A 26,650-nucleotide genomic window follows, 5' to 3' on the forward strand; every position below is an offset into this window, starting at 1 on the left:
TTGGTAGGCCATTACCCCACCAACTAGCTAATGCGCCGCAGGCCCATCCACAAGTGACAGATTGCTCCGTCTTTCCTCCCCTCCCCATGCAGGGAGGGGATGTATCCGGTATTAGCTACCGTTTCCGGTAGTTATCCCAGACTCATGGGCAGGTTGCCTACGTGTTACTCACCCGTCCGCCGCTAGGTTGTTTTAGAAGCAAGCTTCTAAAACAACCCCGCTCGACTTGCATGTATTAGGCACGCCGCCAGCGTTCGTCCTGAGCCAGGATCAAACTCTCCATTAAAGACCAACCGAAGTTGGTTTATAGAAAGAGCGATTCGCTCATTTTTAATGCTAGCGATTCTTCTTTAATATAAAGAAGAAATCTTTATTTTCATCATCCATTTGTTCAGTTTTCAAAGAACTTGTCTGTCCTCGTTTCTTCAACGGGCCAGGAATTAGATCATATCATGTTGGTTGCTTCCTTGTCAAATCTTTTTTTGATTTTCTTTTCAGCATCCTCCGCTTCGAGAAATGTTATTCTCAAAGCAACGTCTAATAATGTAACATACCTAAAGTTATTTAGCAAGCATTTTTTTGATTTCTTTTTCCGTAGCTATTATACCTCCTATCTATACAGTAGATAACAAAACAGCCACCCCGTACTGAAACGGAATGGCTGTGCTCCTTGCAAACTAATTATTCTTGTTCCAGCAGTCTGATGAATTCATCCTCATCTTCTATAGTATCAATTCCGAGCTGTTGGGCCTTAGCCAGCTTACTGCCCGCCTTTTCACCAGCTATGACTAGATCCGTCTTTTTCGATACAGACCCGGTCACATGGGCTCCGAGTGCCTCCAGCTTGGAAGCAGCTTCATCACGCGTAAGCTGATGCAAGGTACCTGTAAGCACAACCGTTTTGCCACTGAAAAAGCTGTCTGTCTTCTTCTCCTGTGGAGCTTCGGGAGCCTGAGCCTTCATCCCTAGGGATAACATCTTTTCAATCCCTGCTTGGGTAAATGGATCAGCAAAGAAGGTGACAATACTTTCAGCTACAATTCCGCCTACATCTGGCAACTCTATTAATTCCTCCACCGTAGCGGACATGGCCTTGTGCAAATCACGGTAATGCTCTGCCAGCATACGCGTGGTTGCTTTACCGGTATTCGGTATACCGAGGGCATAAAGGAATGAAGCCAAATCCCTTTCTTTACTCTTCTCAAGCGCTGCCAGAAGGTTATTGGCTTTTTTCTCACCAAATCGCTCCAGCTTTACAAGATCATCGAATTGAAGTGTATACAGATCCGCAGGCTCACGCACTTCCAGTTCGTCATGCAACTGGATTGCCGTTTTGTCGCTGAAGGTTTCAATATCCATAGCGTCACGTGAAGCAAAATGAGAAATACGGGCCACAATCTGCGGCTTACAACCCAGCTTATTATCGCAGAATAAATGAGCCCCTCGCTGCTGCAACGGAAATCCACAGGCCGGACAATGGTCAGGTACGATAATTTCCTCTCCGTCGTCCTCAGACGTAACTTTTCCCAAAATTTCCGGAATGACATCATTCGAGCGGCGGATAAACACACGAGCGCCCAAAGCGAACTTCAGGTTTTTCCGCTCTATATCTCCAGCATTGTTCAGTGTACAATTTTGTACGGTGACTCCCGCCAGATCTACCGGTTCTACCCTTGCCAGTGGAGTAATTTTACCCGTGCGACCTACATTCCATTCAACAGCGTTAAGCACCGTGGTCGTTTCCTCCGCCTCGAACTTATATGCCACTGCCCAGCGCGGAAATTTATCGGTATAGCCGAGAACCTCACGTGTGCGCATATCCGTAATTTTGAGTACCGCCCCGTCAATGAGATAATCCAGTCCGGCACGAGACTCTTCAATATCAGCCAGTTGTTCCATAGCATCATCAAAATCGTCGAAGTAAGTCAGATATGGATTCACCTTAAAATGATTGTCACGCAGGAAAGTCATCATCTCCTGGTGGCTATTAAACTGGATGCGGTCCGCGTACCCCACATTGTAGAAGAATGCATTCAGCCGCCGCTCTGCTGTCGCTTTGGGATTCAAATTACGCAGAGCGCCAGCTGCGGCATTGCGTGCATTTTTAAGAGGGTCCACAGCGGTCTCATTATATTTCGCCAGCACAGACAGATTCATAATGCCTTCTCCCTGTACTTCAATGGTCCCATCCTGAAAAGGAATCGTAAGCGGCACAGATTTAATGGTCTTCACCTGTGCCAGTATTCCCTCGCCCACCACGCCATTGCCGCGTGTAGAAGCCTGTACCAGCTTCCCGTCGGTATAAGTCAGGTTCAGCGTCAGTCCATCAAATTTAAGCTCTATCGCATATCCTGGAGGCGGTAAAGGCTGCTCCGGGTTCTTGGTGTTGTAATCGTTGACCAGTTTCACGACACGCGCGTTCCAGGCACGCAGCTGCTCTACATTCTGTGCTTTATCAAGGCTCCATAACGGGGCCAGATGGCGATGCGATGTGAAGCCTTTGAGTAACTCCCCGCCCACACGCTGTGTCGGCGAATCCGGCAACACAAGACCGCTCGTCTGTTCAAGCGCTACCAGCTCGTCATAAAGCACATCATATTCTTTGTCGCTGATCTTGGGCTCATCCAGTGTGTAGTAATGATAATTATATGTGTTCAGCTCAGCAACAAGCTGCTCCATCCTGTGCATTGGGTTCATGCAGGCGTATCCCTCCGGGAACTTCATCAGGGCAGAAGCCTAAGCCAAGCTGCCACTGTGAGGTTCGAGATTTAATGATGTTTGAGATCTATTCTACTTTTGTAATAGGTGCAAAGCCAGCCAGCAGACGTTTAACCCCTACCGGAGCCGGGAAAGCGATCTGAAGCTCCATATCATTACCTGTACCTTTTATAGCTACAATAGTTCCAATTCCCCACTTGCCATGCTGTACCTTGTCTCCGGCAGCAAAAATGGAGGGGCCTCCTGCCGAAGCAGCCGGAGTTGGTTTGCCGGATGAAGATGTCGTTACAGTTACGCGGGGCGACGCGGAAGCGGACGAACCACTGCGGCTCATCGTATCAAAGGAACGCTCTCCACCAAAGTTACTGCCGCTGGTTTTACCCAGTCCTCGTCCGCCATAGGAGCCACCTACATTGCCTGAGCGGCGATAGCGGTCACGTTTGATAATTGTATCCTCTTTGAGTTCATCCGGAATCTCTTCGAGAAAGCGAGACGGCGGATTAGCTGTAGTACGACCAAACAGCGTGCGCATCTGTGCGCATGTAAGGAACAGTTGCTCCTCTGCACGAGTAATCCCGACATACGCCAATCTGCGCTCTTCCTCCAGCTCTTCATTATCCAAAAAGGCCCGACTGTGAGGGAATACGCCCTCCTCCATACCGACAATAAATACGATTGGGAACTCCAGTCCTTTTGCGCTATGCATGGTCATCAATACAACTGCATCGCTTTGTTCCTCTTCATCGTCATTCATGGAATCAATATCCGCGATAAGAGCAAGATCGGTCAGGAAGGAGACGAGGGACTTGTCCTCCGCTCCTTTTTCAAATTCCATCGTTACTGACAGGAACTCATCAATATTCTCCAAACGTGAGCGTGATTCGAGCGTATTCTCGTTTTGCAGCTCCAGTCGATACTGGCTGGTTTCCAGCATTTTTTCCGTTAACTCAGTAACCGACAGATAGTCAACCATCCGACTTAAACCTTCGATCATATCGTAAAACTCTACAAGCGCATTGCGCGTACGTCCGGCAAAGCCCAAATCGTCTACCACTTGCAACACACGGAAAATAGAAACTCCACGTTCCGCTGCGGCTGCCTGCAATTTACCGACCGTTGTATCCCCGATACTCCGTTTTGGCACATTAATGATTCGGATTAAGCTGATATCGTCATCAGGATTGGAGAGCAGACGAAGGTACGCCAGCAAGTCCTTAATCTCTTTGCGATCATAGAACTTGATGCCGCCAACGATCTGGTACGGAATATCCGATTTGATCAAAATTTCCTCGACCACCCGTGACTGAGCATTGGTACGGTACAAAATAGCATGATGGCTATATGTTTTGCCTGCATTGATATTTTTATGAATTTCCGAGGCGATAAAATAGCCCTCATCATGCTCCGAGTCAGCCCGGTAAACTTTAATCTTGGCCCCGCCTTCTTTGTCGGTCCATAGTTTCTTCGGCTTGCGACCTGTATTTTGACCAATCACTTCATTGGCGGCATTCAGAATATTCGAGGTTGACCGATAGTTTTGCTCCAACAAAATGGTACGTGCTTCGGGGTAGTCCTCTTCAAAGTTCAAAATGTTGCTGATATCCGCCCCGCGCCAACGATAGATGGACTGATCGCTGTCACCTACTACGCAAATCCGGTGATGCTTGTCAGCCAGCATTTTACACAGCATGTACTGCGCACGGTTCGTATCCTGGTATTCATCAACATGAATGTATTGGAATTTCTTCTGATAGAAATCCAGTACCTCAGGTACTTCTTTAAATAGTTGAATCGTTGCCATAATCAGATCATCAAAATCCAGAGAGTTGTTGTTTTTGAGACGTTGTTGGTATTTGGTATATACCTTCGCCACAATTCCCTCGAAATAGTCACCAATCTTGCGCTCATACATTTCAGGAGTGACCAGCTCATTTTTAGCTGTACTCATCATGGACTGAACCGCTTTGGGTTCAAATTTTTTGGTGTCTATGTTCAGATCCTTCATGCAGCTCCGAATGACAGACAATTGATCTGTGGAATCGAGAATGCTGAAATTGGAGGTAAATCCGATCCGCTCGATATCCCGACGCAAAATACGCACACACATGGAGTGAAAGGTGGATACCCACACATCTCTCCCCTGCGGGCCAATCAGCTTGGATACGCGATCCTGCATTTCACGCGCAGCCTTGTTTGTAAAGGTAATCGCCAAAATGCCCCATGGAGCCGTTTTGCGGGTCGCGATGAGGTAGGCAATCCGGTGCGTGAGCACTCGGGTCTTTCCACTGCCTGCGCCAGCCATAATCAGCAGCGGTCCGTCTATCGCCTCCACTGCCTGACGCTGAGGCGGATTGAGGCGGGCTACAGCCTCGTGTATATCTATTGATTGCATGCGTGCATGCTCCTTTCTGCAAGCTTCCATAAAATCACGTTCTATACTTTCAATTTCACAGCCACCGTCTCTAGCGCTTTCGCCAAGTCACGGTAAATGATATTCCCTACTACAATGGTGTCACAAACGGCAGCCGCTTGTAACGCGGTAGATTTATCCATGATACCCCCTCCGTATAGGACACGAGCGCGCTCCGTACTGCGATGTATTTTTTGTACCAGTTCCATATCTCCGAAGGCACCGCTATACTCCACATATACAATCGGCAGATGCATGAGCTTGTCAGCAACCTGTGCATATGAAGCGGCAGAAGAAGCATCGAGTGATGTATCCGCCCCTGTAAGCTTGGCGACCGTGGAATCGCCGTTCAAAACAATATATCCTTCCGTCACAAGTAAATCCCAAGGGATTATATAACCAAACTGCTCAATCGCACGCTGATGCTGTCCTAAGATCCAATTACTGTCCGTGGTATTAAGCACCATTGGAATCATATACAGATCAAACCCCGGCACCACAGCCTCCAGATCGGACACTTCAAGTACACACGGCACCTCATAACGCCGAACCCTCGACAGCAAATCCACCGTATTTTCATAGGTAACGCCCGACGAACCTCCTACCATAATGGCATCCGTACCAGACATGCACACGGCATCCAGTCCCTCATCGTCCAGTTCCTTGTCAGGGTCCAGCTTAAATACATGCCTCCATGATTGAATCGAATCTGCCAACACACATTCCTCCAGCTTCCATTGTGCTTTTGCCACGATCCGGTTTAACCGGATTCCAATATCCAAAAGCGTTCTATGCTAAGTCTATGATAGTGCTCAAAAGGTGTCAATGTTCGTATTCAATGGGAACACTTTGTTCACATATCTCAGGGCCGTAACGCGTACAGCCAACTACGCTGTCACATCCTTTTCATAAAGGTCAACACCCTGCATGCGCACACTCAAAAAAAAAAAAAACAACTTCCAGACACAAAAACACCCTCCGGCTGAACCGAAGGGTTAATTCTGAATTAATACGCATTTTTGAAACCGTTGCGGATGGTGCGGAAAATAATTTTAATATCGAATAAGAGCGACCAATTCTCAATATAGAAAATATCATGCTTAATCCGTTCCTCAATGGACGTGTCACCCCGCAACCCGTTGCTCTGTGCCCAGCCTGTAATACCAGGACGAACATGGTGCTTCACCATATACTTTGGAATTTCCTCACGGAACTGATCCACGTAATACGGACGTTCCGGGCGGGGGCCGACGACGCTCATATCTCCTAGCAGCACATTAAAGAACTGAGGCAGCTCGTCAAGACTCGTTTTACGAATAAAGGTACCAAAGCGAGTACGCCGAGGGTCATTGGCCGTCGTCCATCCTGTATCCTCAGTTCCGGGCGGCAATACCTTCATCGAGCGGAATTTGTACATCATGAAGGTACGCCGATTCAGACCCACCCGCTCCTGTTTGAAAATAACCCGGCCTCTCGATGTCGTCATCACGCCAATCGCCACTGCCAGCATAACCGGAGAAGTTAGAATAATAGCGAACAAAGAGAACAGAATATCGAACGAACGCTTAAACAATCGATTCCCCGCCACATCCAGCGGAATATCCCGTACATTGATCATTGGCATACCTGCAAAGTTATCAAAATACGGTCGAGCTGGCAGATAATCAAAAAAGTCAGGAATAATGAGCGTGCGTACCCCTGCCTTTTCACACATGTTGATAATCTTGGGATACTTATCATGCGCATCTAGCGGAAGAGCCAAAATGACCTCGTCTATCATCATGCTCGACAGCGTAGCTTCTAACTGATCCAATCCTCCAAGGATTGGGCGGAAATGCTCTTCCTCCTCTTCATCCCAGTGGCGCTTATCATCCAGAAAACCCACCACTTCATATCCCAAATCAGGATACTGTCCAAGATTATGATAAAATCGTTGGCCCAGCGAACCTGCCCCGAGAATGAGCATGAACTGCTTGTTGTAGCCTTTTTGGCGAAGAACTTTAAGTACTTGTTTCAAAAAATATCGATAAAATAAAATAAGCAGTACGTTCCCAAACATATAGATCGCCAGATAGGACCGTGAAATGTCGATTTGCTTTACGAAAAACATGACACTCAACAGCACGAACAGGCCAACAATATGAACTTGAGTGACGCGAAATACGTCGTCTGCAAAACGTTTTTTACGTTTGGGTGAATAGAGAGAGAATAACATCCCCAGCACCACGGCAATCAGACCGTAGATTAAGCTCCAGCCTCCATATACTTGAATAGGAAGCGGTTCTTGATAAGTAATCCATTCACTTTCGAATTTGAAGAACCAGGCGATCAGAAAGGATAACTGAATGACCGCAAAATCCGCCACAATATACAATTGGGTTAAAAAACGTTGATTTCTGCGTATCATGCTTTCACCTCGGTACGAGATTGTTCGCCGTCGTCCGGCTTGGCCGGTGCAGTGAGTTTGTTTTTTAAAAAGGCCATTCCAAATTTCACCGTAATTCCCGCGTATACAGCCATGTTCGTGATCCAGCTATACTGCTGTTTATAATGCTTGCGGTGGAAGACCCACATCGCTCTATGAAACTCGTAAATAATTTTCAAAGGACGACGACGAGCGCTGCCTCCTTTGATATGAATAATATATGTGCGCGGGTAGTAGTAAATGCCCCACCCCGCCTGCTTAATCCGGTAACACCAGTCAATGTCCTCGCCATACATGAAAAAGGTTTCGTCCAAGCCGCCGACCTGCTCAATCGTCTCCCGACGCACCAGCATAAAAGCGCCGACCAGCACATCGACAGGATACTCATCATCCGGGCTTAAATGCCCGAGCTGGTATTGATTGTACTTCGGGTTATCCGGGTAACGCTTCGACCAGCCGAAGGCATAATAAAAGGAGGCAGACGGCGTTGGAAAACCGCGCTTACAGGCCTTATCCAGCGAACCATCCGGCAAAATAACCTTGCAGCCCGATGCTCCCATTTTCGGATGTGTATCCATGAACCGAATCATCGTATCCAGCGTATGCGGCTGCACCAACGTATCGGAATTCAGCAACAATACGTAACGCCCGTCCGCTACCTCGATCCCCTGATTGTTTGCCTTGGCAAAACCTGTGTTATCCTCATTGGCAATCAAGGTAATCTCCGGATATGCAGCACGAATGGCTTCCACAGACCCATCATTGGAGTGATTGTCGATAACAATCACTTCATATCGATACTGCGTCTCTGACGCATACACCGACTGCAAACAATCCAGCGTCAAACGGCATGTATTATAGTTGACGACCAGTATGCTTACGTCCATATTTTAAAACGCTCCTGACAGATTCAGTAATCTATTCTACTATCCTTTATTATAGCATACCCCACAGATCACAGGGCACAAAAAAGCACATAACTTGTAACCTTACATAGTTGAGGTATAAAAATCATCGTGATAAGATATACATGGAAAAAGGGCTGGTGCCAGCCAGCCCCTGCGCAACCGACGCTCCCAAGAGCGGACGGTTTTGGAACATCAGACCGAAAATAGACCCTTCCTTGCGGGGGCGGTCTATTTTCGTTTGTTAAACTCTAACAGTGTGACGATCAACGCCCCGAACGTCAGCATTAAACTGAGCGCCTCAAACACTGTCACAGGCTTCACCCCCCTCCTCGGGAGAGTTAGCCGACCGCCCTTGTCAGCCTATATCGGTTGCACTCTTCAATTATACTATATTTTTCCATAAAGGAACATGTATTCGATGATGTTTTGGTAAAATAGTCTTGAGGCTTTTATAATCAACCAAATCTATCTAATCTTTATCTTTTATCATTTGACGCTTCTAGATGGAAAAAATGCAGGCGATTTTTCATGTTTCTATAATTTACCCAGTACGAAAACTAGCTTATAAATCCAGTTGTCCATTCGTGACTGTCTATAAAATGGAGACTGCCAAATATATTTCATACGAGAAAATACGCCCTTTTGGTAGCTGTTCAGGAACTGATCAATATCTTTATACATTTGAGGAGACAGGTCTTGTCCATACAATTGAATGAACTGCCGGGCTTGTTTGCTTAGAATATAGCGATTTTTCCCTTTTACAAATCTGTTTAGCCTTTTCCTCCACTTGCTTGCCCAACTATCCGTAGAACCTCCAAGCACATTGTTTTGATGCTGCCGATATAAAATGGAGGGTTTAGGGTCGAAAACAACCTCCCCCAAAGAGGATACACATAAGTAAATCCACCAGTCATGCATTATAATGTTTTTCAAAGAAGCTGGAATTCTCTTCTTCACTAATTGGAGTGCTTCTTTGTTGATCACCATGGTACAACCTACACATACATTCTCAATTAAAGCATTATAAAAAGACAAAGGTTTAGGAATATCTGCTGGCCATACCTTGAGTGGTTTCAATGTTTGAGAGACCATTTGTGTAGCAGAACAGTACATCAACGGTCGGCTTCCATCCTTTTCCCTGAGATGAGCTACAGCCTGGGCAAGCTTGTTCGGCATCCACACATCGTCCTGATCACAGAATGCATAATAATCGAATGTCTCAGACGATCTTTGAATCAGGTTAAAAAAGCTTTCAATAACCCCTTTGTTGCTTTCAGGATATAAAATGATTTGGTGGGGGTATTGCTGCTTCAGGGCATTCAACTTTACAACTGTACTATCCGTAGAGCCATCATCACGAATTAGAATCTGAATATCTACATCTTTTTGATTTAACAAGCTTTCAATTTGATCCTCTAGATAAACTGCTCCATTATATGTAGATAATAAAATTTGTACGCTGGGCCTGTTCAGAATGATACCCTCCTTATAGCTATAGCTCTTACCATTATATACTCATTGAACTTGATCGACATATGTCTCTACATAACAAAATCTCCCAATCATAACATGATGGGAGATCGCTGTAGGTATAGTGTACCTTTACTTGCTCGAACTTGCTAGATATTCTTTTAAAAAATCTCGCAGTCCCTCACGCCAAGCACGCAAGTCATTTAACCCATTTGTCCGGATCGCAATATGTTCCATCACGGAATTACGTGGGCGAGCTGCTGGTCTAGGGAATTGCTCCGTACTGCATGGTTCCAGTTTTGCTGTGATCTTGGCACCTAATATTTCAGTCGCATCCTGCAAGATAGCTTGCGTAAATTCATACCAGGTGCAGGAGCCGCTGTTGGAAGCATGATATACACCATACTTCTCGGTTTGTACTAACTCCGCCACAAAACGGGCCAAATCCACCGTATAAGTTGGTGAGCCTTTCTGATCGTTCACAACCTGAAGCTGTGGCTTCTCCTGCCCAAGCTTCAACATCGTTTTAACAAAATTATTCCCGTGCAGTCCATACACCCAAGACGTACGAACAATAAAGTATCTGGAGGAAAGTGTCTGGGTCATTATCTCTCCCGCACGTTTGGACTTTCCATAGATGCTCTGCGGATTTGTATTATCGTACTCATGATATGGCTGCTCCGCTGTTCCATCGAACACGTAATCCGTGCTGATATACACCAGCTTGGCTCCTGCCTTTTCCACTGCCAGTGCAATATTGCGTGTTCCCGCCGCATTGACTTGATAAGCCCCATCAATATCGGACTCGGCTGCGTCCACCGCCGTATACGCTGCACAATGGATGACAGCATCCGGTTGATACTGTCCTACGATCTTCACAGCTTGCTCCAAATTCGTTATATCCAGCTGTTCCCGATCGTATCCAAGGACATCATGTCCTTGCTCCTGAAAAACCTTTACTACGTCTTTACCGAGTTGACCGGATGCTCCAGTAACCAGTACCTTCATCTTACGCATCCCCCAAGCGGGAACCATACTGCTTAGCATAATATTGTTGATATTCGCCGGATTGGATGCGAGTCCACCATTCTTTGTTGTCCAAGTACCAACGAATCGTTTCTTTAATACCCGTTTCAAAAGAGTGTTTTGGCTTCCAGCCCAGCTCGTTCATTGTTTTGGTTGGGTCAATACCATATCGACGGTCATGACCCGGACGATCCTGCACATACGAAATTAGAGATTCTGGCTTGCCCAGCTCCTCCAATACCGTTTTGACAATGTGTACATTGGTCCGCTCGTTATTTCCCCCGATATTGTATACCTCACCAAGCTTACCCTGATGAATGACCAGATCAATTGCACTGCAATGATCCTCTACATATAACCAATCACGGATGTTCAAGCCATCTCCGTACACAGGAAGCTGTTGGTCGCTCAACGCACGTGAGATCATAAGCGGAATTAGCTTTTCCGGGAACTGGTACGGGCCATAGTTGTTGGAACAGCGTGTGATGTTCACAGGCAAACCAAACGTTTCGTGATAGGCACGAACTAGCAGGTCTCCGCCTGCCTTCGAAGCTGAGTAAGGACTGTTAGGTTGAAGTGGTGTTTCTTCCGTGAACAAGCCTGTTTCACCCAGCGAGCCGTATACTTCGTCTGTGGATACCTGTACAAACTTCGTCACATTATACTTCTTAGCTGCGTCCAACAGCACCTGTGTACCGAGGACGTTCGTTTTCACAAACACTTCCGGCTCCAGGATACTCCGATCCACATGCGACTCTGCCGCAAAATTCACTACAACATCGATTCCCTGCTGCATCAGTTGATCAATCGCTTGTGCGTCGGTAATATCAGCTTTGACAAAGGTATGTTTAGGGTGATTCTCGATGGATTTCAAATTTTCCAGATTACCTGCATAGGTAAGCGCATCGATATTCACAATTTCGTATTCTGGATGCTGTTTTAACATATACAACACAAAGTTACTGCCAATAAATCCGGCCCCGCCGGTGACAAGAAGTTTCATAAAGACCTCCTAAAACGTGCTTTAATACATACAATATATGCTTTTAAACTAACAACGAACAAAGATGAGTTTATTATTAGTTCAAATGATTATATAATTGCGGCTAAATACTTTAATCAAAATTAATGTCTGCATCGGCTAGTACTGGATGCTTCTGATCCTTCTCTGAAAGAATAGCATGAGAAGTCGGCCAGTCAATTCCCAGTGCAGGATCATTCCACAGGATACCACGATCATTTTCAGGTGAATAATATTCGTCTACCTTATACAGCACCTGGGTATTGGGAACAAGCGTACAGAATCCATGAGCAAAGCCTTTAGGCACCAGTAACTGACGTCTATTATGCTCGCTCAAAATCACTCCAACCCATTGACCGAATGTTGGAGAACTTTTACGAATATCCAAAATAACATCGTATATGGCTCCAGAAATCACACGAATGAGTTTGGTCTGTGCTTTAGGATTAAGCTGATAATGCAAACCACGAATCACGCCAGTTTCTACAGATAAGGACTGATTATCCTGAATAAAAACATGATTCATTCCGTTTTGTTTCATGATCTGTTCATTGTAACTTTCCATAAAATAACCACGGTGATCACCATGAACCACGGGTTCATTGATTTTTGCACCTTCTAGTTTCAAAGGGATTACTTTCATGAATATGTATCCTCCCTTCAATTATAATTATTATAGCTTTAATTTCCCAAATTCCTCGCCAAAGATGATGTCTTTAGCTAGTTCATTTGCACGTGCAAGAGATGGATGGGTTCCAGCATCAGTCCACCAGCCTTGAAGAACATCGTATGTCAATGTTCCATTAGCAATATATGCATTGTTAACGTCAGTGATCTCAAGTTCTCCACGAGCTGAAGGTTCAAGTGTTTTTACAATTTCAAACACACTATGATCGAACATATAGATACCTGTTACAGCATAATTACTTTTAGGATCTTTAGGTTTTTCTTCAATTGATACAATCCGCTCCCCTTGAAGCTCAGCCACTCCAAAACGGTGTGGATCTTGTACCTGTTGAAGAAGGATCTTCGCCCCCGTGATTTGATTACGGAAATTGTCCACAAATGGTGCAATGTCATCTTCAAATACATTATCGCCCAAAATAACGACCATTTGATCATCACCTACAAATTGTTCAGCCAGATCAAGGGCTTGTGCGATCCCACCTGCTTCGTCCTGAACTTTATAAGTGAATGTTACGCCCATTTCCCGACCGCTACCAAGAAGGTTAACGACATCTCCCATATGCTCTTTACCTGTAACGATAAGGATATCGTATATGTCAGCTTGCTTGAGCTTGGATACAGAATGGAAAATCATTGGGTACTTACCAACGGGTAATAAATGCTTATTTGTTACTTTAGTTAAGGGGTAGAGACGTGAGCCTGTACCTCCTGCAAGAATTATACCTTTCATTTCTATAATCATCTCCATTTATAATTAGAAGGTCCAGAATTTGTTTAAAAATAAGTTACTTAGTGGTACTACAACAATTATAACCATCTGAACCCATGTGTACCAGACGGAAAATATATTCACTAACACATGTAAAATTAATAAATTTAACAACAGTCCAGAGCAAGAAACCATAAAGTATTTCAAAAAAGCCATTGACTTAACGTCCCTATTGGAGAAAGTCCACTTTTTGTTTATATAATATGAAATAATCAAGGAGCAACTAAAGCATATTTAATAAATTGTCTAAATGTTGACTGTACAAATACTAATTCCATTATATCACTCCAAACGTCTACCCTTTTTCAATAATTCTAGTTCAGCTTTCATCAATCCAACTTCTTGGCTAAGTTGCTTTACTTTATTAGACAATGTAGAAATAGTCGATGTTAATCTATACATCACTAAAAAGCATGCTATTAAGGCGCATAGAAAAAGAGTATTAACAGGTGTCTCTATACCAATAATATACGATACAAAATTTAGTAGAGAGAGAAAAGCAGCCAAGAAAAAACACAAGACAATAACAAACATCCATAATATGGTATATTTCAACTCAAGCTTATATGCTTTGATTTTTAGAATAAAATAGACTAAAGCAAATAAGCAGCCTAATAAAAGCAGCACTTGAAGTTTGAATAAATCACATTTATCCCCCTACTGACTTTGTAATCTTGAACAATTTGTTAGGTTTCATTCCCATAATTCCTCCACTTAAAGCTTAAAGCTTTTTTTTCGATAAAGTGCCAAGAAAAAAACGAGATTAATAAAGTGAATATAGTACTTAAGATAAAAAAGGTCGCGACATTTAACTTATCGAAAAAATAATAGACCAATAATTGTTGAATTGGAAAAGCATATATATATAGACCATACGAGAAATCACCATATTTTCTAAATTGAGAGGTTTTATACTTAACACATATCGTTAAAATAATATATGGTAATGTAAAGATCAGAAAAACGTTTAAAAGTCCTGCCTTTAAAGCTACTAAGATTACTATAAAACATAGTAAAATCAAACGTTTGTGAATAATTAATTTATCTTTATAAAGATAGAAAAGAGATCCAAATAAAAAATAAGGTGCTAATTTAATAAAGTTACTATATTCATTAACACTTAAAACCCAGTAATAATCTCCAACTAGATTAAGTAATTGATATTTAAAAAGAATACTTAGTACACTCAGTCCGCTTATAAAGAAAGTTAAGACTAACATAATACGTTTAAGGCTTAGAATAAGAAAAAGACTACACAAAGGCAGAATTAAATACAGTGCAAGCTCATGTTTAAGTGTCCACATTGAACCATTTGCTGAACCTGGAAACGGAACACTTGAAAACACATCCTCAATAGACCAAGCATATCCAAAAAAATTAAAAGATAGGTTTTTAACCATGAAATGATATGGACTATTTTCGTCCATGGCTAAATACTCTTTAAGCCCCAAATTGGTCGTTAAAGGTCCTGCTACAAAGGCTACCAGAAATAAAGAAAAGAAAAACGCAGGAATAATTCTTAGAATTCTATTTTTAAAATATTGTGTGTACGAACTCCCTGTCAACAAGCTTTGCGTAATTAAAAAACCACTTATTACAAAAAAGCAATTCACAGCAAAACTACCAAATGAAATTTGATTATTAGTTAATTTTACAAGAGGATCCTCTCCATGGCCTTGACCCAAAAGCAATACAAACGAATGCGAAAATATAACTGCTATTGCCAAAATAAAACGAGCAATATCAAAAGAATTATTTTTTTTATCGTAAATTTTCTCTAACGTTAATATATCGCCTTTATACAGTGCCATCTTTTTATTTTTCACCTTTGAGCCTTTTATATTTTAGAATAGTAAAAATAGCTTTTTTACCTATTTTCAAAACAATTGAATTTCTTGCCCTTAGTCTTACAAGTACTTTCCAACCTATAGTTTGCTTTATATTTTTTATTTCTTCTTCTAACTCATCTAATCGATTATTATAGTCATCCTGGGACACGGAACTAATATCAGGTAAGTAGTATTTTATCGCTTTTAATACTGAGGCATTATCAAAAGCTAGAGCACCAATTATGTCAGTCACTGAAGCTTGATATAATTGATTGTACTGGGCAACCATCTGTTGTTTTGTTTTAAACTTATATTTTTTTATATTATTTTTGACTTTAGATAGTTCTTCTTGCCCATCATCAATAATTTCATCCAGTTTCTTCATAACATCGCTTAATTCAAGAGATTGGGATACCCAGCCACCTTCGATCTTATTAACTCTTTCCTTAAGGGCTCCCATAGGAGTAACCAGGACAGGTATATCATGCAGCCAAGCTTCAGTTAACGTATAAGAAAATGTCTCAGGCCATGGAGATAACAAACAAACCAAATCCAGATCCAAACGTTTTATGATCTGGCTCAGTTCTTCTCTTTTGTACTCTCCATGCTTTTGAAGATTATTTTGATGCAATAGATTCAATTTTTGGTCTCCCAAACCACCAATCAAATGCCACTTAATATTATTTCTAGAATATTTCGTGATTAATTTATAAATCAAATCACTACCTTTATTGGGTGCAAGCCCTCCTAAAAACCCAATATTCCATTCTTTAATTTCTTGTTCCTCTGATTTCACATATGAAATTTCAGAGCCTGTTAAATTATTCTCAATAGTAACTCCATGTTCGATAGCAGAAATCTTGCTTTCTAATGAGGGAAAGTGCTTTATAAATAAATCTTTCGAAAAATCACAAGGTGTAATAAATTGGTCGACTTTACTAATCATCTCTTCAACTTTTTCTCTCCATTTCTTTATAAATGGAGTATGAAATCCAAAAGCAGCTCTCAAGGAGGAATTGAATTTTTCTTCTTCATTTCCACTATCTAAAATATACTTATTATTCTCATCTAACAAATTCACCTTTGGACTGAATAGATAGTAATCATGCAAAGTAAAAATTACTGGTATATTAAATTTATGAGCAATATGAGGGATATCAAAAGAATGCCTGATCAAATGATGTATATGCACAAGGCTAATCTCAAACGTCCCCAAAATTCTTTCTACAATTTCACTATATTCTTGATGATGAAAATGTTGTATAGAGATAGAATCATGTAAAGGAAAATGATATTTTGCAATAAAATCCCCCTTAAGATACTGCTTTAACACCAACTCATTTCCATTCGTCACTAATACAAAAGCGTAATAATCTTGTAACTCCGATACAATATCCTTAACATGATACTCTGTTCCACCAATTGGCTGAGTATAACTTTCGTCAAAGAAATTGTGAAGAACATAAAGTATATTGCCGCGAGTTTTGTAAGAATCAACATAATGTGGTAATCTGATATTTATATTCCCATGTATACGTTTCAATGGATTTTTAACAATAAAATCATGAACATTTTTCTCGTAATAAGGATATCTGGCATTTAAAGTTTTTAAATTTTTGTTTAATAAGGCCAGTTTATCACCTTTAAAAGACATAGAGCCTTTATGGTATATAAATGTGTGATCATCAAGCACATTTTTATAACCATGCTCAATTACTCTGCAACAAAAATCATTTTCTTCTGCGTATCCTTTACCGAAAGTTTCCTGATCAAACAATCCGACTTCATCGATGATCACTCTTTTGATATACATACAAAAACCAACCGCTGTAGGTATTTCAGGGTATTCTTTTAGAGAGATATTCTCAATAAAATGTGCGAAACTTTCAACTGTATAACCCTCGGGAATTGAGTTATCCTCTAAAAATTTTGGAACAGAGCAAATACTTCCATTGTTTGTTAGCGGTGTAACTGTTGCAATAGATTTATCTGAATATGCCACCTCTTTTATCTTTTCCAACCATCCAGCGGTAACGACCGTGTCACTATTCAACAGAACTACATCCTCCTGTGAGAAGGACATACCTCTGTTAACTGTACCTACAAAACCTAGATTTTCTTCATTTTGCAGGATAATTAAACCTTCCTGTTTATCTAAGGTATCAAGATATTCATTCACCTTAGGATCTGGACTATAGTCATTAATAATTACAACTCTATTTTCTTTTAAATTAGTATAACGGAATAATGACTGTACACATTCTTCTAGTTCTTCTGGTGCATTATACACGGGAATGATAATATCACAGGATCGCACTTCCATTTTTAATTCTCACCTTTTTCTGAATTCTTGAAAAGCTCTAACAATTGGATTCTGATTCAGTTTTTCTTGTAAGCTCTCAATAAGCTGTTCATGCTGCAACAACTGCGCTTTCAAGTCCACAAGTAATTGTTCTTTTTGCAGTATATTCTCTTGCAATTCAATATTATTGCTTTCCAAAACCGCTAAATGCTCATCTTTTTCTTTTATTGAATCATGGCACAAGGAGATATATCGATTATTCTCCTCTAATTGCTCATCTTTTTCAGTAATTGTAGCATGGCAATGCTCAATATATTCAGTGTTTTTCAATAATTCCTTGTCTTTCTCGGCTACCACCTTATGACAATGCTCTATATATTCGAGATTTTGTGCCAGTTGTAGATCTTTTTCCTGAATTGTGGCTTCGTAATTTGCAATTACATTTTGGCATTTTCCGTACTCAATTCTAACCTCTTCATCAGTCATTTCAACTACTTTACTCTCATAAACAGCCAAATTAACTTCATTATTCTGGATCACATCCAGCGAGATAGTCAACAGATTATTGGTTTGCTCAACAAATTCATCATTAATAAAATCAGTTTCATCTATTTGGAGTTGTAAATTACTCAACAAAAATAAAGACATATGATTAAAAAATGATTCTTCCCTATACCCTTCGATGGTAGCCTCAAAGAACTCATGGACAATACTCTGTGTGATTTCATTTTCCACAAAAAAATGATAAAAGCTGGCTTCACATGAAAGACCACGGAACAAATTTAATTCATAAAGTAAATAAAAATAATAAAAACTAAATCTAAATGGATCTAGAAAATAGCTTTTAGAAGGGGTACTGAATTCAAAATCAATAAGGTTGAGTTCCCCTTTATCTACTATTATATTTGATGGGGTTAAATCAAAATGCACCATTTTTGTCGGCAGATTGATTTCCTTGTAATCCTCAAGCATCTCATTTAACATTTTAAAATTGTTATCGGACAAACTTAATAAAGAAGTTAATGCATTATAGTTTTCTAGTGCTCTGTGTGCATAGTTACTGTTCTCATCCACTTCTAGAATCGGCAACTCTATGCTTCCAAAGTCGTTCAATAAGACTCCGGTATTACGAAAGTCTGAACGAACCTGATCAATAACATCTTCTAATTTATTTAAAGAAAGTTTGTTGACCAATCGTTGCAATCTCGACTTTAGGGAAATACCTGGCTTAAATTCTTCAAATGAAACATACCGATTGTTTATTCTTAACAAATCAAAAGGTTGAGGAGCTCGACCCCAACCACTAATTTTATCAAGAATTTTATATTCTCTGACGATCTTCTCCTGGCGTCCCTTACGATCCCTTAAAAATTTGGCGACTACTGTAGGCTTGGCTTCGTGGTCTTTAAAAATAAGTACCGTGCATTTTCCATGCGTAATCTTTTTCCCTTGAGGATTAGATAATAAAAGAAATTGGAGATTTGAGGGTTTAACCTCAAAGAATTGATTCCAATTTGTTTCTACATAATTTTTGATCTGAGGTATCATTAGTTCTCCTCCTTACGCGCAAAGATACTATAAGAAGCAGGAAACGGACTTAACTGTTCATATTCGATTAAAAACCTCTCCAAGTCATTTACCCGTTCACTAATTGATGAGTTAGATTTTGTGTAACGTAAAAATTCGACTAAATAGCTTGATACATTGTTTTCAGACAGGCTGTACAAAAATTCAATTCGTTTGTAATCAGGGTGCGGATAGAAAAAGTCAACATTACTGAAACCCGAGAGCTCCAACAATTCCTGATAACCCTGCTTTGTATACGTATAGGTACTATATTCATTTTTATTCCACTTTAAATTCATTTCGTCGGCTTCTTCTCTGCCCAAATAACTAATGTATTTAATGCCTGTATGATCGTCAGGTTCGCCAAGCAAATATTTTAGCCCCAGAGCGTTTTCAATCCCAATGTATAGATAACCTCCAGGTTTGAGTAAACTGTAGGCTATTCTTAAAGCCTCTTTCTGTCTTTCTTGAGGGTTCTGGCCCAAATCATTAAGTCCTACCCACTCTAAAACTCCATTAAAGGAAACTAAATCAAAACTCTCCTCTTTAAAAGGGTGCTTAAATATGTCTGCGTGAATAACCGTAATATTTTCTATATTCTCTTGTTTTGCTCTGGTGGAAAGAAACTGTAGCCGATCTAAGGTCCCATCCAATGCAACAATATGCTTAATATTACGTGCGAGCGGGATGGAAATGGTCCCCCAACCAGCCCCAATATCCAGTGCAACTGAATCTTCAGTTAATGGTAATAAATACTGCCAGTCTGCTCTGGATTCATCTGTAATGATGTTAAACAGAAATGGATTACCATAAAAATTCTCTTTAACAGTCTTCCTCCATCCTTCAGAGACACATTCAGCAACTAGTTTACTCATCCTCTTATTATCCAAATCAGAATAATAGTGGCCGCTTTCAGAACATAAGTAAATCCCATCATGTACAGGATAGATTTGTTTGAATAAATCATTCATAAGATCACTCCGAGCTCTCTAAAGTTAAGTTATCCATTACTTTACTAATATTTATTTCAACTTTAGGATCTACAAGGCCGGCTGCTTTTTTGGTTTCTGCCACTTTAAAAGTTAAAACATCATATCTTCTATCCATGACTACGATGTTATCATCGACTAATTCAATAAACCCCAAAGAAACTACATAATCGCCTGCATTTAATATTGTGTTTTGTGTAAAGACGACATTTAAAATATCATTTTTCTTATAATTTTTTAAATCCAAGCCCTCAAAACTGGTATTCGTTCCGGTTATTTCGACCCCTGAAACAGTTTTAATCGTATAGGCAGCAAGTGAAGAATAAGTATCCTTGTAATACTGGAGTTTAAGGGAAATTGTTATTTTTTCCCCATGCCTGTATATCCTCGATTTATTCCCGTCTTCGCCATCTAACCTAAAGGATATAATCTTCCCTTCCCCATTGCCGTATCTATACTCAGAAGGAGCTTGTTCGCTATCCAACAATTTTGATTCGCCCAAAATCGGGATATCTTTACTTTTTTCTGTTGGCTTAGTGACTTTCACTCCATTTTCCATTTCAGCAATAAGCTTAGTATATACATTTATGACGTGATTCGGGTGTCCTTGCTCGATAAGTTCCCCTTTATAAACTAGAACGGCTTCATCACAAAATTGCTTAACTAGCCCCAAACTGTGAGTTACGAACAATATAGTGACGCCCTTTTCTTTTAGTTCCTCGAACTTTCTAAAGCATTTTCTTTGAAAACTCTCATCTCCTACTGCGAGCGCCTCATCAACAATGAGAATATCAGGGTCCACATTGATGGCAACCGCAAATGCCAACCTCACATACATACCACTGCTGTATGTTTTAACAGATCTATCAATAAAATCGCCAATTTGAGCAAAATCAATTATTTCATCTATCTTCGTTTCAATTTCCTTCTTCTCTACTCCTAGTATGGAAGCGTATAAAAATATATTTTCCCTCCCAGTATAATCCGGATTAAAACCCGCACCAAGTTCTAACAGCGCAGATATCCTACCTTTCACGTTAAAATATCCAGATGTAGGTTGCAGAATTCCTGTGAGGACTTGAAGAAGTGTACTTTTTCCAGAACCATTAGGACCAACTATACCGCATGTTTTCCCTTTTTCTACTTTAAAAGAGATTCCTTTCAAAGCGTTTATTTCAGTATTTTTTTCCCCTAAATTGAAGGTCTCCAGTAATCTATGATAAGGTTTGTTATACACTTTATAGGTCTTCGTTATGTTTTCAATTTCTATTGCCAAGTCGTTTTTCATCATAGTACATCAACAAATCCTTTTTTCGATTTTTGGAATATATATTGCCCCAAACAAAACACTATAATGGAAAAAGTATAAAGATAAATAAGTTCCCTGTCCTCAATGAACTGTAATTTAAACAAGGCATCTCTTATTCCTTGTACCACATGTATTAACGGGTTCCAGAAAAACCAACCTTGGAATTTTTGTGGTACAACATGTAAAGGATATATAATTGCGCTGGCATAAAAAACAATATTCAAAACTACACTTACGATCTGTCCCAAATCTCTAAAGAAAACATTTAAACTGGCACACAACCAGCAAAATCCTAGAGTGAACAAAACCAAAGGGAATATATATACCAATACATAAAGTAACGAAAGGCCAGAGACATGTTGACCTAAAAAAAACATTCCGCCAATTAATATTAGAAATCCTATTAGAAAATTTACCGCGTTAGAAAGCAACAAAGAAATCGGCAAAATTTCAGAAGGGAAAACTGTTTTTTTAATTAAGTTACTATTATCAATTACAACTGATGTAGCACGGTTAAGGGTTTCTGAAAAGAAAATCCATGGGAGCAGTCCTGCGAACATCCACAGTGTAAAATTATTGGTTCCCAGTTCCATACCCACCCTCATTTTTAACATCCATGAGAAAACTAGTGAGTAGACTGCAAGAGTTGTCAACGGGTGGATGATTGACCACAAGAAACCCATCATGGAACCTGAATAGCGATTTTTTAAATCCTTGACCATAAAATTTTTAATAAGATATTTATGGTTGAAAATACTTTTTAATGTTGTTCTTAAATACATCCTTAATATCTCTTCTTCCTATAATTAAGTTTTTATCTAAACAACCGAATATCCCCTTGGTATACTGCTAGTTGGTTCCGTTGCGTCATTATGCTAAAATATTGACGTATCTACAAGAAAAGGAGATTGTTAACCTTGTCGAATCCAGTATACGGGAAACAGGCCAAAACGTCGACCCGTGACGATAAAAGGCCTGCTATGTTTTGGGTGTTAATTGTTGGCATCATTTTGTTTTTAGCTTGGGCCCCCTTCCAGGCTGCACTTTTTAATGGGCAAATGCTTGATTTTGAGAAGCCACTCTATTGGGCTGTCATCATCGCCTCGATTCTTTTGATCCTGGCAATCGTATCTTATTATAAGAAATTCAAGCTGGAAGAGCAAAGGGATTGGCTGGCTGTATTGGTACTACTGCTTCCCCTGACGTATGTGCTTTCGCTAACTTCAGCAGCTTCTCATTATCTCGCAATGAATATGGTAGTAGTGCAGTGCATATATGCCGCTCTGTTTATCATCTCAATCTATCTACTCCAGGATCGGTTAGGCAATAAGATTATTCACAATCTGATTATGACCGTTGCTTATGTCATTGTAGGCTTTGGCTTTATCAACTGGTTCGGACAGTGGGTACTTGCCGGCAAGCTGGTAGGCTGGCTCAGCCAGTATGTGTATCATGACCTTTATACCAATGCAGTCATGACAGATTCAAATGGGTTCCGGCTGACATCAGTGTTTCAATATGCGAATACATATGCAGCCTTTCTAATGGCTTTCCTATTCGCAGCCGTTTTTTGTCTGATAAAATCAAAATCATGGTATGGCAAAGCTACTCATGGCTTCATGTTGGTGCCAATTCTAATCTCGCTATTCCTGACCTTGTCACGGGGCGGTCTGGTTATGCTGCCAGTCGTATTCGTGCTGCTTTTGCTTTTCTTTAGACCGGCACGCCAAATTATATGGATTTTGCATTGTGCCATCGCTGGTGCAGCATCTATATCAATCTTGACTCCGATTACGAATATGGGATTACAACTCGATAAAGCCTATAACGGCGGAGAGGCGGCCAAGGCCTGGGGATTGCTTATTGGTGTCTCCCTTGCTGTAGCTGTCGTACTATGGCTTGTTGAACGTTATCTGGCGCCAAAGCTGGAGAGTCCCCTCAAAGGGTGGACTTCCCGGAAGTTATCTAACCTGTGGCTGCCTGTCGGATCGGTTGTGGTGATTGGCTTGCTGGCTTTTCTGTTTATTGGAACTGGCCTGCGTAGCGTACTGCCAGAGAACGTCCAGGTTCGGTTAGAAAACATCAATTTCCGGCAGCACAGTGTACTGGAGCGACTTGTATTCTATCAGGATGCTGCCAAATTGATTAAAGATTACCCTGTAATTGGAACCGGTGGTGGCGGTTGGGCTACTTTGTATGAAAAGTATCAAGATTATCCTTATACTAGCCGTCAGGCCCATAACTTTTTCATGCAGTACCTGGTTGAGGTCGGCATTTTCGGTTTCGTGATTTTCATGTCATTCATCTTATATATTTTCTACAAATATATTCGTGGCTATATTAGACAAAATGATGAAGATCGGGATTCTCACTTTCTGTATCTTATTTTGACACTCTCGATCTTACTTCATAGCTTGTTGGACTTTAATCTCAGTTACGTGTTCATGGGCATACTGGTATTTATGAGTCTTGGTGGTATGGCCGCTGCTATGGACAGCAAGCCGCTTAAACGCCTATCCATGAGCGCTTCCGGTTTCCGGATCACGTACAGTGCAGTCATTGGTATCCTGAGCATTGTGCTGCTATTTGTAGGTCTTCGCTTCGTGCAATCGGCTAATGCTGCCACATATGCCAAACAGATCATGTCGGCCAGTACATCATTTGAGGAAATTCAAAGTGCTATTAATAAAGATCTTGAACTTCGTCCTACACATCCGGATTCGGTTATAAGACTGGCTGCACTGTACAAGAATGTTTATCAGCAAACGAAAAAAGAGGAATTTTATAATGCTGCAATAGAGGTGCTAAATACGGGCCTGAAGGCAGAGCCGTATAATAAAATCATGTATAACTCCAAAATTAACCTTTTACAATTAAAGGGTGAGAATGAGCAGGCCTTCAGCATTTTGGAAAATAACATTCCCAACTTTAAATGGGACAATGACTGGTACAATATGTTGATCACTCAAGCTTATTCTCTTGGTGATCAGGCACGTGAGCAAAAGGACACGGCCAAGGAGCAAAAATATTTCCAAGCAGGTCTTGCTGCTTACCAGCAGGTTCTGGATGGGGTAGCTCATATTAAGACGGTTCCGCCTGAAATTCAATTGACACGTACTTTTGAAGTAACCCCAAGCATTGCGCTCAGTACTGGCAAAATTGAGTTCATGTCAGGTAAGCCTGCAGAGGCTGCCAACATCCTCAAAAACGGCTTGAAGGATGATTTGAGCGATGCTACGAATCGTGAGATGGCTCGCTATTATATCGTCGCTCTGCAAAAGCAGGGACAGGATGACAAAGCTTTGTACGACAAGCTGATTAAAGCTGATCCAAAGGAGAAAGAGCAAATCGCTCAGTTGAAATCGGAGAAATAGAGCAACACAAAAAGAGGCTGCCGTGATATAACACATCATCTGGCAGTCTCTTTTTTATATTGAGGAAGAGGGGCTTATTACGGTGATACTTTTTTTTGTTGATCAATCTTTTCAATAACCTGTCTCATATAAGCCAGCACTTCATCTTTAATCTCAACATGCTGCAGGGCATAATGAATGGTTGTTTCAATGAACCCCAACTTTTCTCCAACATCATGGCGATTTCCATCAAACTCGTAGGCCAGAATTGGACTCTTTTCTCCCAGCTTGGACAATGCGTCCGTTAACTGAATCTCCCCGCCTACTCCTGCAGATTGCTGACCAAGGATATCGAAAATATCAGGTGTCAAAATATAGCGTCCCATGATCGCCAAGTTGGAGGTTGTTTCTTCCTTCTTTGGCTTTTCTACCAAACGTTCTGCTTCCGAGATTTTGGTGGTAAGTGCATGACCCTCAACAATCCCGTAACGATGTACCTCGTTCCAAGCCACTTGCTTCACGCCTACAACAGAACGCTGATACTCGTCGAACACGTCGATCATCTGTTTGAGACATGGATTCTCAGATTCAACGATGTCATCCCCTAAAAGTACAGCAAAAGGCTCATCCCCTATGAATTTACGTGCACACCATATAGCGTGCCCTAAACCTTTAGGTTCCTTCTGACGAATATAGTGGATATCTGCCATCTCTGATGGCTTGCGCACCTCATTGAGTAGATTCCATTTTTCCTTGGCTGCCAGATTATGTTCCAGCTCAAATGAATAATCAAAATGATCCTCAATCGCTCTTTTACCTTTACCAGTCACGATAATAATATCTTCAATCCCAGATGCTACAGCCTCTTCAATAATATATTGAATGGTTGGCTTATCTACAATCGGAAGCATTTCTTTGGGCATCGCTTTGGTAGCAGGGAGAAAACGGGTTCCTAATCCCGCAGCAGGAATAATCGCTTTACGGATTTTCATGGGTTAAGCTCCTTTGTTTTCAATATAGCGGATAGATATACTGTCTATGATTATAACAAGAAGGTGAACTATTTTAATAGTGTATGCTATATTTTCCGATATGAACTGGACTTCCCCTACTATACCCTCAACAATTCCCGGATGTCCTCCTCGGTAAGTGTGGATGATGGGCCTTCGGCCGGATCTAGAACGTCCTTGATAAGGTCCTTCTTACGCTGTTGAAGCTCCAGCATAGTCTCCTCAATGGTGCCTTCGGCGACGAGACGGATGACTTGAACGACGCGTTTCTGGCCCATGCGGTGGGCGCGTCCGGCGGCTTGTTCCTCGACGGCGGGGTTCCACCACAGGTCGTACAAGATAACCGTGTCGGCTCCGGTCAAGTTCAGACCCGTTCCACCTGCCTTGAGGGAAATCAGGAACACGTCGTTCTCTCCTTCGTTAAAGCGGCGGCACATATCTACTCGGTCACGCGCAGGGGTGCTACCGCTCAGATAGAATACTCCTGCCCCCTCCTTTTCCAGTGCGGAACGGATTATGTCCAACATGCTGGTGAACTGGGAGAAGACGAGCATACGTCTACCGCTGGCGCGTGCCTCGGCAACGGTCTCCAACAACTGTTCCATCTTGCCCGAGGAGCCTCGATAATCCTCCACAAAGAGGGAGGGATGACAGCACAACTGGCGCAGCTGGGTAATTCCTGCCAAAATTTTCATACGGCTCTTTTGAATTCCATTTGTTTGCAAATCTTGAATGGTGTCATCCTGTAGTTGAGACAGGTATGCGGCATAGAGCTTCTTTTGCTCTCCGGATAGCTTTAGGCTTATGATATGGGTAACTTCCTATATTTTCAGCACAATAGTAAGTCCATTGTACAGT

General features: G+C 41.3%; 21 protein-coding genes, 1 rRNA gene and 1 pseudogene. 1 reads left to right on the forward strand and 22 read right to left on the reverse strand.

All coding sequences use genetic code 11. The features are described from left to right. The 20 genes from ACWGOO_RS11680 to ACWGOO_RS11775 form a co-directional block, all read right to left on the reverse strand. Positions 1–286, reverse strand: a 16S ribosomal RNA gene (locus ACWGOO_RS11680); the annotation flags it as partial. Between the two features lie 395 nt (positions 287–681). Continuing rightward, positions 682–2,697, reverse strand: coding sequence for an NAD-dependent DNA ligase LigA (gene ligA / locus ACWGOO_RS11685; RefSeq protein WP_452483533.1), 2,016 nt, complete (start codon positions 2,695–2,697; stop codon positions 682–684). An 88-nt stretch (positions 2,698–2,785) separates the two neighbouring features. After that, entirely contained in the window at positions 2,786–5,110 is a 2,325-nt protein-coding gene (gene pcrA / locus ACWGOO_RS11690) for a DNA helicase PcrA (protein ID WP_452483535.1), read from the reverse strand. A gap of 41 nt (positions 5,111–5,151) precedes the next feature. After that, positions 5,152–5,844, reverse strand: coding sequence for a heptaprenylglyceryl phosphate synthase (locus tag ACWGOO_RS11695; protein WP_452483997.1), 693 nt, complete (start codon positions 5,842–5,844; stop codon positions 5,152–5,154). Positions 5,845–6,134: 290 nt separating this feature from the next. Then, a complete protein-coding gene (locus tag ACWGOO_RS11700; RefSeq protein ID WP_452483537.1) occupies positions 6,135–7,535 on the reverse strand; it encodes an undecaprenyl-phosphate glucose phosphotransferase in 1,401 nt (466 codons plus the stop codon). Continuing rightward, positions 7,532–8,440: a glycosyltransferase family 2 protein gene (locus tag ACWGOO_RS11705; RefSeq protein WP_452483539.1), complete on the reverse strand. Its 909-nt coding sequence runs from the start codon at positions 8,438–8,440 to the stop codon at positions 7,532–7,534. The genes ACWGOO_RS11700 and ACWGOO_RS11705 overlap by 4 nt, the downstream gene beginning before the upstream one ends. A gap of 249 nt (positions 8,441–8,689) precedes the next feature. Beyond that, complete coding sequence (locus tag ACWGOO_RS11710) at positions 8,690–8,782, reverse strand: putative holin-like toxin (RefSeq protein WP_219727884.1); 93 nt, start codon at positions 8,780–8,782, stop codon at positions 8,690–8,692. A 213-nt stretch (positions 8,783–8,995) separates the two neighbouring features. Beyond that, complete coding sequence (locus tag ACWGOO_RS11715; RefSeq protein ID WP_452483999.1) at positions 8,996–9,934, reverse strand: glycosyltransferase family 2 protein; 939 nt, start codon at positions 9,932–9,934, stop codon at positions 8,996–8,998. A gap of 129 nt (positions 9,935–10,063) precedes the next feature. Beyond that, complete coding sequence (rfbD, locus tag ACWGOO_RS11720; RefSeq protein ID WP_452483541.1) at positions 10,064–10,939, reverse strand: dTDP-4-dehydrorhamnose reductase; 876 nt, start codon at positions 10,937–10,939, stop codon at positions 10,064–10,066. Between the two features lies 1 nt (position 10,940). Beyond that, on the reverse strand, positions 10,941–11,960 hold the full coding sequence (gene rfbB, locus ACWGOO_RS11725) for a dTDP-glucose 4,6-dehydratase (protein ID WP_452483543.1): 1,020 nt from the start codon (positions 11,958–11,960) through the stop codon (positions 10,941–10,943). 112 nt (positions 11,961–12,072) lie between these two features. Continuing rightward, positions 12,073–12,621, reverse strand: a complete 549-nt coding sequence (gene rfbC / locus ACWGOO_RS11730) for a dTDP-4-dehydrorhamnose 3,5-epimerase (RefSeq protein WP_452483544.1) — start codon at positions 12,619–12,621, stop codon at positions 12,073–12,075. Between the two features lie 30 nt (positions 12,622–12,651). Continuing rightward, positions 12,652–13,395 (reverse strand): sugar phosphate nucleotidyltransferase, encoded by a 744-nt coding sequence (locus ACWGOO_RS11735; protein ID WP_452484001.1) that lies wholly within the window; start codon positions 13,393–13,395, stop codon positions 12,652–12,654. Positions 13,396–13,419: 24 nt separating this feature from the next. Further along, a complete protein-coding gene (locus ACWGOO_RS11740; protein ID WP_452484003.1) occupies positions 13,420–13,668 on the reverse strand; it encodes a GtrA family protein in 249 nt (82 codons plus the stop codon). Between the two features lie 48 nt (positions 13,669–13,716). Beyond that, positions 13,717–14,061 carry a DUF2304 domain-containing protein gene (locus ACWGOO_RS11745; RefSeq protein WP_452483546.1) on the reverse strand — a complete coding sequence of 115 codons (345 nt, stop codon included), beginning with the start codon at positions 14,059–14,061 and terminating at the stop codon, positions 13,717–13,719. A gap of 59 nt (positions 14,062–14,120) precedes the next feature. Next, positions 14,121–15,260 carry an acyltransferase family protein gene (locus ACWGOO_RS11750; RefSeq protein WP_452483548.1) on the reverse strand — a complete coding sequence of 380 codons (1,140 nt, stop codon included), beginning with the start codon at positions 15,258–15,260 and terminating at the stop codon, positions 14,121–14,123. Continuing rightward, positions 15,250–17,586, reverse strand: a complete 2,337-nt coding sequence (locus tag ACWGOO_RS11755; RefSeq protein WP_452483549.1) for a glycosyltransferase — start codon at positions 17,584–17,586, stop codon at positions 15,250–15,252. The genes ACWGOO_RS11750 and ACWGOO_RS11755 overlap by 11 nt, the downstream gene beginning before the upstream one ends. A gap of 9 nt (positions 17,587–17,595) precedes the next feature. Next, the gene (locus tag ACWGOO_RS11760) at positions 17,596–19,113 is read right to left on the reverse strand and encodes a hypothetical protein (protein ID WP_452483551.1); all 1,518 of its coding nucleotides are present in this window, start codon (positions 19,111–19,113) and stop codon (positions 17,596–17,598) included. Continuing rightward, a complete protein-coding gene (locus tag ACWGOO_RS11765; RefSeq protein ID WP_452483553.1) occupies positions 19,113–20,102 on the reverse strand; it encodes a class I SAM-dependent methyltransferase in 990 nt (329 codons plus the stop codon). Before ACWGOO_RS11765 ends, ACWGOO_RS11760 begins: the two co-directional genes overlap by 1 nt. Positions 20,103–20,106: 4 nt before the next feature. Continuing rightward, positions 20,107–21,411, reverse strand: coding sequence for an ABC transporter ATP-binding protein (locus ACWGOO_RS11770; protein WP_452483555.1), 1,305 nt, complete (start codon positions 21,409–21,411; stop codon positions 20,107–20,109). After that, positions 21,408–22,211, reverse strand: a complete 804-nt coding sequence (locus tag ACWGOO_RS11775; RefSeq protein ID WP_452483557.1) for an ABC transporter permease — start codon at positions 22,209–22,211, stop codon at positions 21,408–21,410. The genes ACWGOO_RS11770 and ACWGOO_RS11775 overlap by 4 nt, the downstream gene beginning before the upstream one ends. A gap of 135 nt (positions 22,212–22,346) precedes the next feature. On the opposite strand from ACWGOO_RS11775, the gene ACWGOO_RS11780 reads away from it, so the two are divergent. Next, on the forward strand, positions 22,347–24,803 hold the full coding sequence (locus ACWGOO_RS11780; RefSeq protein WP_452483559.1) for a Wzy polymerase domain-containing protein: 2,457 nt from the start codon (positions 22,347–22,349) through the stop codon (positions 24,801–24,803). A gap of 77 nt (positions 24,804–24,880) precedes the next feature. On the opposite strand, the gene galU is transcribed toward ACWGOO_RS11780, so the two are convergent. Together galU and ACWGOO_RS11790 are read right to left on the reverse strand one after the other, a co-directional pair. Then, positions 24,881–25,774, reverse strand: coding sequence for a UTP--glucose-1-phosphate uridylyltransferase GalU (galU, locus tag ACWGOO_RS11785; RefSeq protein ID WP_452483561.1), 894 nt, complete (start codon positions 25,772–25,774; stop codon positions 24,881–24,883). Between the two features lie 119 nt (positions 25,775–25,893). Continuing rightward, positions 25,894–26,589: pseudogene (locus ACWGOO_RS11790) on the reverse strand (DEAD/DEAH box helicase); the annotation flags it as partial. Positions 26,590–26,650 lie beyond the last annotated feature (61 nt).

This window comes from Paenibacillus sp. NPDC055715, assembly GCF_053617595.1.